Source organism: Nonomuraea lactucae (genome assembly GCF_003313395.1).
GTDB lineage: Bacteria > Actinomycetota > Actinomycetes > Streptosporangiales > Streptosporangiaceae > Nonomuraea > Nonomuraea lactucae.
This window is the reverse complement of sequence record NZ_QNFZ01000113.1, coordinates 1-5,887: the sequence shown is the minus strand read 5'-3', so window position 1 is coordinate 5,887 and position 5,887 is coordinate 1. Positions and strand designations below refer to the sequence as shown.

Genomic DNA, 5,887 nt, shown 5'->3' with positions numbered 1-5,887 from the left:
GACGTCACGGCGGGTGCGGGCCTCGCGGGCGAGCGCGGCGGCGGCCCTGGCCACGAGCGGCTCGGCCCGGCGCAGCACCGCGTCGGTGAGGCTGCCGGAGTCGAGCAGCCACAGGTATCCGTAGGTGACGTCGTGCTGCCGCAGCGGCCAGCAGACCCTGGCCAGCACCTTGAGGTCGGCGTCGGCCGGGATGCGCACCGGGTCGCCGGCCCGGGCGATGCCGTAGCGTTCGAAGTAGTCGCGCACCTCCGGCGTGGCGCGCCTGCGCAGGATCGACTCCTGGCGGACCGTGTCGATGTCGCCGTGCTGCGCTCCGTAGGCGAGCAGCCTGAACGAACGGTCCTCCAGCGTCGCGGACGCCCCGAGCAGGCGGGCGATCTCGTCGACGGTCTCCTGCAGATCGGCCGAGTTGTCCATGTGTATGACAGCCTGCCACAACCGGCGTTACGCGCGTCGATGGCCGCCCGCGACCTGCGGTTTTAGGCTGACATCATGCTCGGTCAACTGCTTCTCGCCACCTCCCGGAGCAGGCTGGTGCGCCGCTCCGTGTCGGGGTTCCCGCTCACCCGCAAGGTGGTGGACCGGTTCGTCGCCGGTGAGACCGTCGAGAAGGCGCGGGACACCGTCGAACGGCTCGGCGACGCCAAGCTGGCCGTCACCGTGGACCACCTGGGCGAGGAGACGCGCGACGCGAAGGCCGCGGCGGCCACCGCGCGGGCGTACGTGACGCTGCTGGAGGCGCTGCGCCCGCTCGGCCTCGGGGGGCGCGCGGAGGTGTCGGTGAAGCTGTCGGCCCTCGGGCAGCGGCTCGACGACGCGACGGCGCTCGCCAACGCCCGCGAGATCTGTGCCGCCGCCCAGGCCAACGGCTCGTCCGTCACGCTCGACATGGAGGACCACACCACCGTCGACTCCACGCTCGGCATCCTGCGCGCCCTGCGCGAGGACCACCCCTCGACCGGCGTGGCGATCCAGGCCTACCTGTTCCGCAGCGAGGACGACTGCCGGGAGCTGGCCACCGCCGGCAGCAGGGTGCGCCTGGTCAAGGGCGCCTACCGCGAGCCCGCCTCGGTCGCCTACCAGAGCAGGGCCGCCGTGGACCGGGCGTACGTGCGGTGCCTGCGGATCCTCATGGCGGGGAAGGGTTATCCCATGGTGGCGACGCACGACGACCGGCTGATCTCGATCACCGAGTTGCTCGCCGACCGCTTCGGCCGCTCGGTCGGCGACCACGAATACCAGATGCTGTACGGCATCCGGACCGACAGGCAGCAGGCCCTGGCCGGGGCCGGCCACACGGTCCGCGTCTACGTTCCCTACGGCGACGACTGGTACGGCTACTTCATGCGCCGCCTGGCCGAGCGCCCCGCCAACGTCGCCTTCTTCCTTCGTGCCCTTGGGGGTAAGTGAAATGGACGCCATCACCAACGTGCCCACGCCCGCGAACGAGCGGGTGTACGGCTACGCCCCGGGCAGCGCCGAGCGCGCCTCGCTGGAGAGCCGGATCAAGGAGCTGACCGGGTCCCCGATCGACCTGACCATGACGATCGGGGACCGGCGGCGGATGGGCGGCGGCGCGCCGATCGACGTGGTGCAGCCGCACAACAAGGCGGCCGTGCTCGGCCGCACGCAGGACGCCACCGCGCGGGACGTGGAGGAGGCCGTCTCCACCGCGCTGCGGGCCGCGCCCGCGTGGCGGGCGCTCTCCTTCGACGAGCGGGCGGCGATCTTCCTCAAGGCGGCCGACCTGCTGGCCGGGCCGTGGCGGGCGACGCTGAACGCCGCGACCATGCTGGGGCAGTCCAAGACGGCGCAGCAGGCGGAGATCGACTCGGCCTGCGAGCTGATCGACTTCCTCCGGTTCAACGTGGCGTACGCGCGCCAGCTCTACACAGACCAGCCGGCGTCGTCGCCCGGGGTGTGGAACCGGATGGAGTACCGGCCGCTGGAAGGGTTCGTGCTGGCGATCACGCCGTTCAACTTCACCGCCATCGCCGGAAATTTGCCGACATCCGCCGCCCTGATGGGAAATGTCGTCATCTGGAAGCCATCGCCCACCCAGCAGTTCGCCGCGCACTTCACGATGCGGCTGCTGGAGGAGGCGGGCCTGCCACCGGGCGTGATCAACATGGTCACCGGCCACGGCCAGGCCGTCTCCGAGGTGGCGCTCGCCCACCCCGACCTCGCCGGCATCCACTTCACCGGCTCGACGGCGACGTTCCAGCACCTGTGGCGTACGGTCGGCACGAACATCGCCTCCTACCGCGGCTACCCGCGCCTGGTGGGCGAGACCGGCGGCAAGGACTTCGTGCTCGCCCACCCGTCAGCCGACCCGGGCGTGCTCTCGACGGCGCTGATCAGGGGCGCCTTCGAGTACCAGGGCCAGAAGTGCTCGGCCGCGTCGCGCGCCTACGTGCCGCGTTCGATCTGGGCGCGCATGCGCGACGACTTCGTGGCCACCGCCGAGTCGCTGACCGTGGGCGACGTGACGGCCGACCTGTCGACGTTCATGGGCGCGGTCATCGACGGGCGGGCGTTCGCCAAGCACAAGGAGGCCATCGACCGGGCACGGCAGGCGTCCGGCGTGGACGTGCTCACCGGCTCCTACGACGACTCCGCCGGCTACTTCGTCAGGCCGACCGTCATGGAGTGCGCCGACCCCGCGGACGAGATCTTCGTCAAGGAGTACTTCGGCCCGCTGCTCGCCGTGCACGTCTACGACGACGGCGACTTCGACGCCGTGCTCGACCAGATGGAGGGCATCGCGCCGTACGCGCTGACCGGCTCGATCATCGCCCAGGACCGCTACGCCATCGCCTCGGCCTCCGACCGGCTGCGCTTCGCCGCGGGCAACTTCTACGTCAACGACAAGCCGACCGGCGCCGTCGTCGGCCAGCAGCCGTTCGGCGGCGCCCGCGCCTCGGGCACCAACGACAAGGCCGGGTCGATCTTCAACCTGATCCGCTGGGTGAACGCCCGTACGATCAAGGAGACGTTCGTCCCGCCGGTCGTCACGCCCCCGTACCGGGGCGACATCCCGCAGTCGGGCTGGGAGCAGCCGGACCTGAAGAGGCTCGGCTACTAGCCGCGAAGCGTCAGGCAGGGATGAGGCCACGAACGGGGGTCGTGGTGCTCGACGGTGGCGAAGACGTCGGATCCGACGTCTTCCGCCTTCGTCGCGACGGCGGCCATCGCCCTGTGCCTAGGGCTGGGTCTCGTCCGCCCAGTGCCTTGTGGTGAACGCGGCCGAGGCCTGCAGTGCCTCTCCGGCCTCGTCGAGCAGCGCGCTGAAGGCCTGGAAGATGTGCGGCATGTACGGCCAGACCTGCAACTCGACCGGGACGTCGTGGGCCGCGGCGCGGGCGGCGAGCCGCAGGGAGTCGTCGAGGAGCACCTCGTGCGACCCGACCTGGATGTGCAGCGGGGGCAGGCCGGTCAGGTCGGCGTAGATCGGGCTGGCCAGGACGGAGTGCGGGTCGGCTCCGTTGAGGTAGTCGCCGGCGCGCAGGCGCAGGCCCTCGGCGGTGAGGGAGGGGTCGACGTCCGCCTTGCCGGTCAGGCTCTGGCCGGTCAGCGACAGGTCGGCCCAAGGGGAGAAGACCACGGCCGAGGCCGGCTGCGGCAGACCGGCCTGCTTGAGCGCGACGAGCGTCGCGATGGTCAGGCCGCCGCCCGCGGACTCGCCGACGAAGGCGATCTTGGAGGCGGGGACGCCGTCGTCGAGCAGGGCCTTGTAGACCGCCACGGTGTCATCGACGGCGGCCGGGAAGGGGTGCTCGGGCGCCAGCCGGTAGTCGACGACCACGCCGCGCGCGCCCGCCCGCCTGGCCACATCGGAGGCCAGGCCCAGGGCCGCGGTGGCCGAGCCCAGCACGTAGGCGCCTCCGTGCAGGTAGAACACGACCTTGCCGGAGTCGATCCCGGGCGTCTCGCTGATGACGACGGGCACGCCGCCGAGCTCGGTCGCCTTCGTCGTCACATCGCCGGGCAGGGGGATGGCGGCGAGCATGGCCTCGAAGAGTTCACGCTGCTGGGCGAGGTCGCCGGCGATGTCCAGCGGGCCGTTCCTCAGCATGTCTTCGAGGACGGCGAGTTGTTCCTTGCTCATCGGATTCTCCTTGGGGTTCGGTAGGACGGCGGCCAGGGGGATGGTCGGGGGATGGTCAGGGGATGGTCAGGGGATGGTCAGGACGAGCTTGCCGCGCACGTGCCCGGCGTCGCTGGCGCGATGGGCGGCGTCCGCCTCGGCCAGCGGGTAGGTGGCGGCCACGGTGGTGGAGAGCCTGCCCTGCGCGGCCAGGTCGGCCAGGGCCGCCAGGTCGGACGCCGAGCGCTCCTGCACGGCGGAGAAGGTGACGCCCAGCTGCTCGGCGGCGAAATCGGCGATCGTGACCAGGCGCTCGGTGCCGCCGCGCAGCTCGATCAGGTCCGGCAGCGCGCCCTTGCCGGCGACGTCGAACGCGGCGTCGATGCCCTGGGGGGCCAGGGCGCGCACCCGCTCGACCAGGCCGGGCCCGTAGGGGGTCGGGGTCGCGCCGAGCGAGGCCAGGTAGTCCTGGTTGCCGGGGCCTGCGGTGGCGATGACGCGCACTCCCGCGGCCACGGCCAGCTGCACGGCCAGCGTGCCGACCCCGCCCGCCGCGCCGTGGATCAGCAGGGTCTGACCCGCGCTCACGCCGAGCTGCCGCAGCACACGCTCGGCCGCCTCCCCCGCCACCGGCAGCGTGACCGCTTGCTCCCATGACAGGGCGTCCGGCTTGACGGCGAACGTGCTGGCCAGCGCGTACTCGGCGTAGGAGCCGGTGTCGGCGAAGCCGAGCACCTCGTCGCCCACGGCCACCTCGCTGACCCCGTCACCCAGGGCGTCCACCACCCCGGCGAGCTCCAAGCCGGGGATCGCCGGCAGCGGGGTGGGGAAGACGGCCTGCAGGGCGCCGGAGCGGATCTTTCCGTCCAGCGGGTTGACCCCCGCCGCCCTGACCCGGACGCGTACCTGCCCGGGACCGGGCTCGGGGAGCTCCGCCTCCGCCTCGTGCAGTACATCCGGGCCGCCGAAGCGGTCGAGAACGATGGCCTTCATGCTGATGTCTCCTGGCGTGCGAAATGGGTACCGCGCTCGTCTGCGTTCTGTCCTGTCCGAAACGCGGGGGGGTGTCCGTTCATTCCGGTTGGCCCAACCTCTGTTCACGTGCGACGATGGCTCTCTCGATGAGCCGGGCCTGGGCGATGAAGGACTCGATGGCGTCGGCGTCCAGGTGCTGGACGGAGACCTGTTCGAGTGCGGACCACATGGCCTGGATGGGTTCGCGCATGGCCCGGCCCTTGTCGGTGAGCCGGACGAGCTGGACCCGCCGGTCGTGCTCGGCCGGCTCGCGGGTGAGCAGCCCGGCCTCCTGCAAGCGCCGCAGGGACTTCGAGACCGTCGAGTGGTCCAGGCCGACACTCTCCAGCAGCTCGGACTGCGTCTGGCCGTCCCGGTCGAACAGCTGCATCAGCAACAGCTCCTGGCCGGGATGCAGCCCCAGGTCACGCAGCATCCCGGCCGCGTACGCGCGGTGCGCACGGGCCAGGGTGAAGATCGCGTAACTCAGGCGTCCGTGGCGTGCCGTGCCTGGAAGCCGGAGCGGAGACGTGTCCATGTGCACCTCAGTTCGGGCTAAAGGCGGAGCTTCGGGTAGTCGGTGTAGCCCCGCTCGTCGCCACCGTAGAAGGTACTCGGATCGGGCGTGTTGAAGGGCGCGCCGGAGCGCACCCGCTCGGCCAGGTCCGGGTTGGCGAGCGTCATCGAGCCGACGCTTGCGACGTCCGCGAGGCCGGCCTCGACGTCCTGGGCGCGGGCGGCGACGTCGGCGCCGGGACGGTTGAGGATCAGCGCGGCCGGCCAGTC

Annotated in this window: 5 protein-coding genes and 2 pseudogenes; 2 read left to right on the top strand and 5 right to left on the bottom strand. The window is 71.7% G+C overall.

The window, feature by feature from the left end; genetic code table 11:
- Nucleotides 1–417, bottom strand: a pseudogene (locus DQW85_RS08070) (PucR family transcriptional regulator); the annotation flags it as partial.
- A 75-nt stretch (nucleotides 418–492) separates the two neighbouring features.
- Here DQW85_RS08070 and DQW85_RS08065 point away from each other — a divergent pair.
- A complete protein-coding gene (locus tag DQW85_RS08065; protein ID WP_113699748.1) occupies nucleotides 493–1,410 on the top strand; it encodes a proline dehydrogenase family protein in 918 nt (305 codons plus the stop codon).
- A 1-nt stretch (nucleotide 1,411) separates the two neighbouring features.
- Nucleotides 1,412–3,085 (top strand): L-glutamate gamma-semialdehyde dehydrogenase, encoded by a 1,674-nt coding sequence (pruA, locus tag DQW85_RS08060; protein ID WP_113699747.1) that lies wholly within the window; start codon nucleotides 1,412–1,414, stop codon nucleotides 3,083–3,085.
- 117 nt (nucleotides 3,086–3,202) lie between these two features.
- Here the strand turns inward: pruA and DQW85_RS08050 are convergent, their stop codons facing one another.
- From DQW85_RS08050 to DQW85_RS08035, 4 genes and pseudogenes are all read right to left on the bottom strand, one after another.
- Complete coding sequence (locus DQW85_RS08050; protein WP_113699746.1) at nucleotides 3,203–4,108, bottom strand: alpha/beta hydrolase; 906 nt, start codon at nucleotides 4,106–4,108, stop codon at nucleotides 3,203–3,205.
- Between the two features lie 66 nt (nucleotides 4,109–4,174).
- Complete coding sequence (locus tag DQW85_RS08045) at nucleotides 4,175–5,080, bottom strand: NADP-dependent oxidoreductase (RefSeq protein WP_113699745.1); 906 nt, start codon at nucleotides 5,078–5,080, stop codon at nucleotides 4,175–4,177.
- A 79-nt stretch (nucleotides 5,081–5,159) separates the two neighbouring features.
- Nucleotides 5,160–5,639, bottom strand: a complete 480-nt coding sequence (locus tag DQW85_RS08040) for a MarR family winged helix-turn-helix transcriptional regulator (protein WP_113699744.1) — start codon at nucleotides 5,637–5,639, stop codon at nucleotides 5,160–5,162.
- Nucleotides 5,640–5,656: 17 nt separating this feature from the next.
- Nucleotides 5,657–5,887 (bottom strand): annotated as a pseudogene (locus DQW85_RS08035) (alkene reductase); the annotation flags it as partial.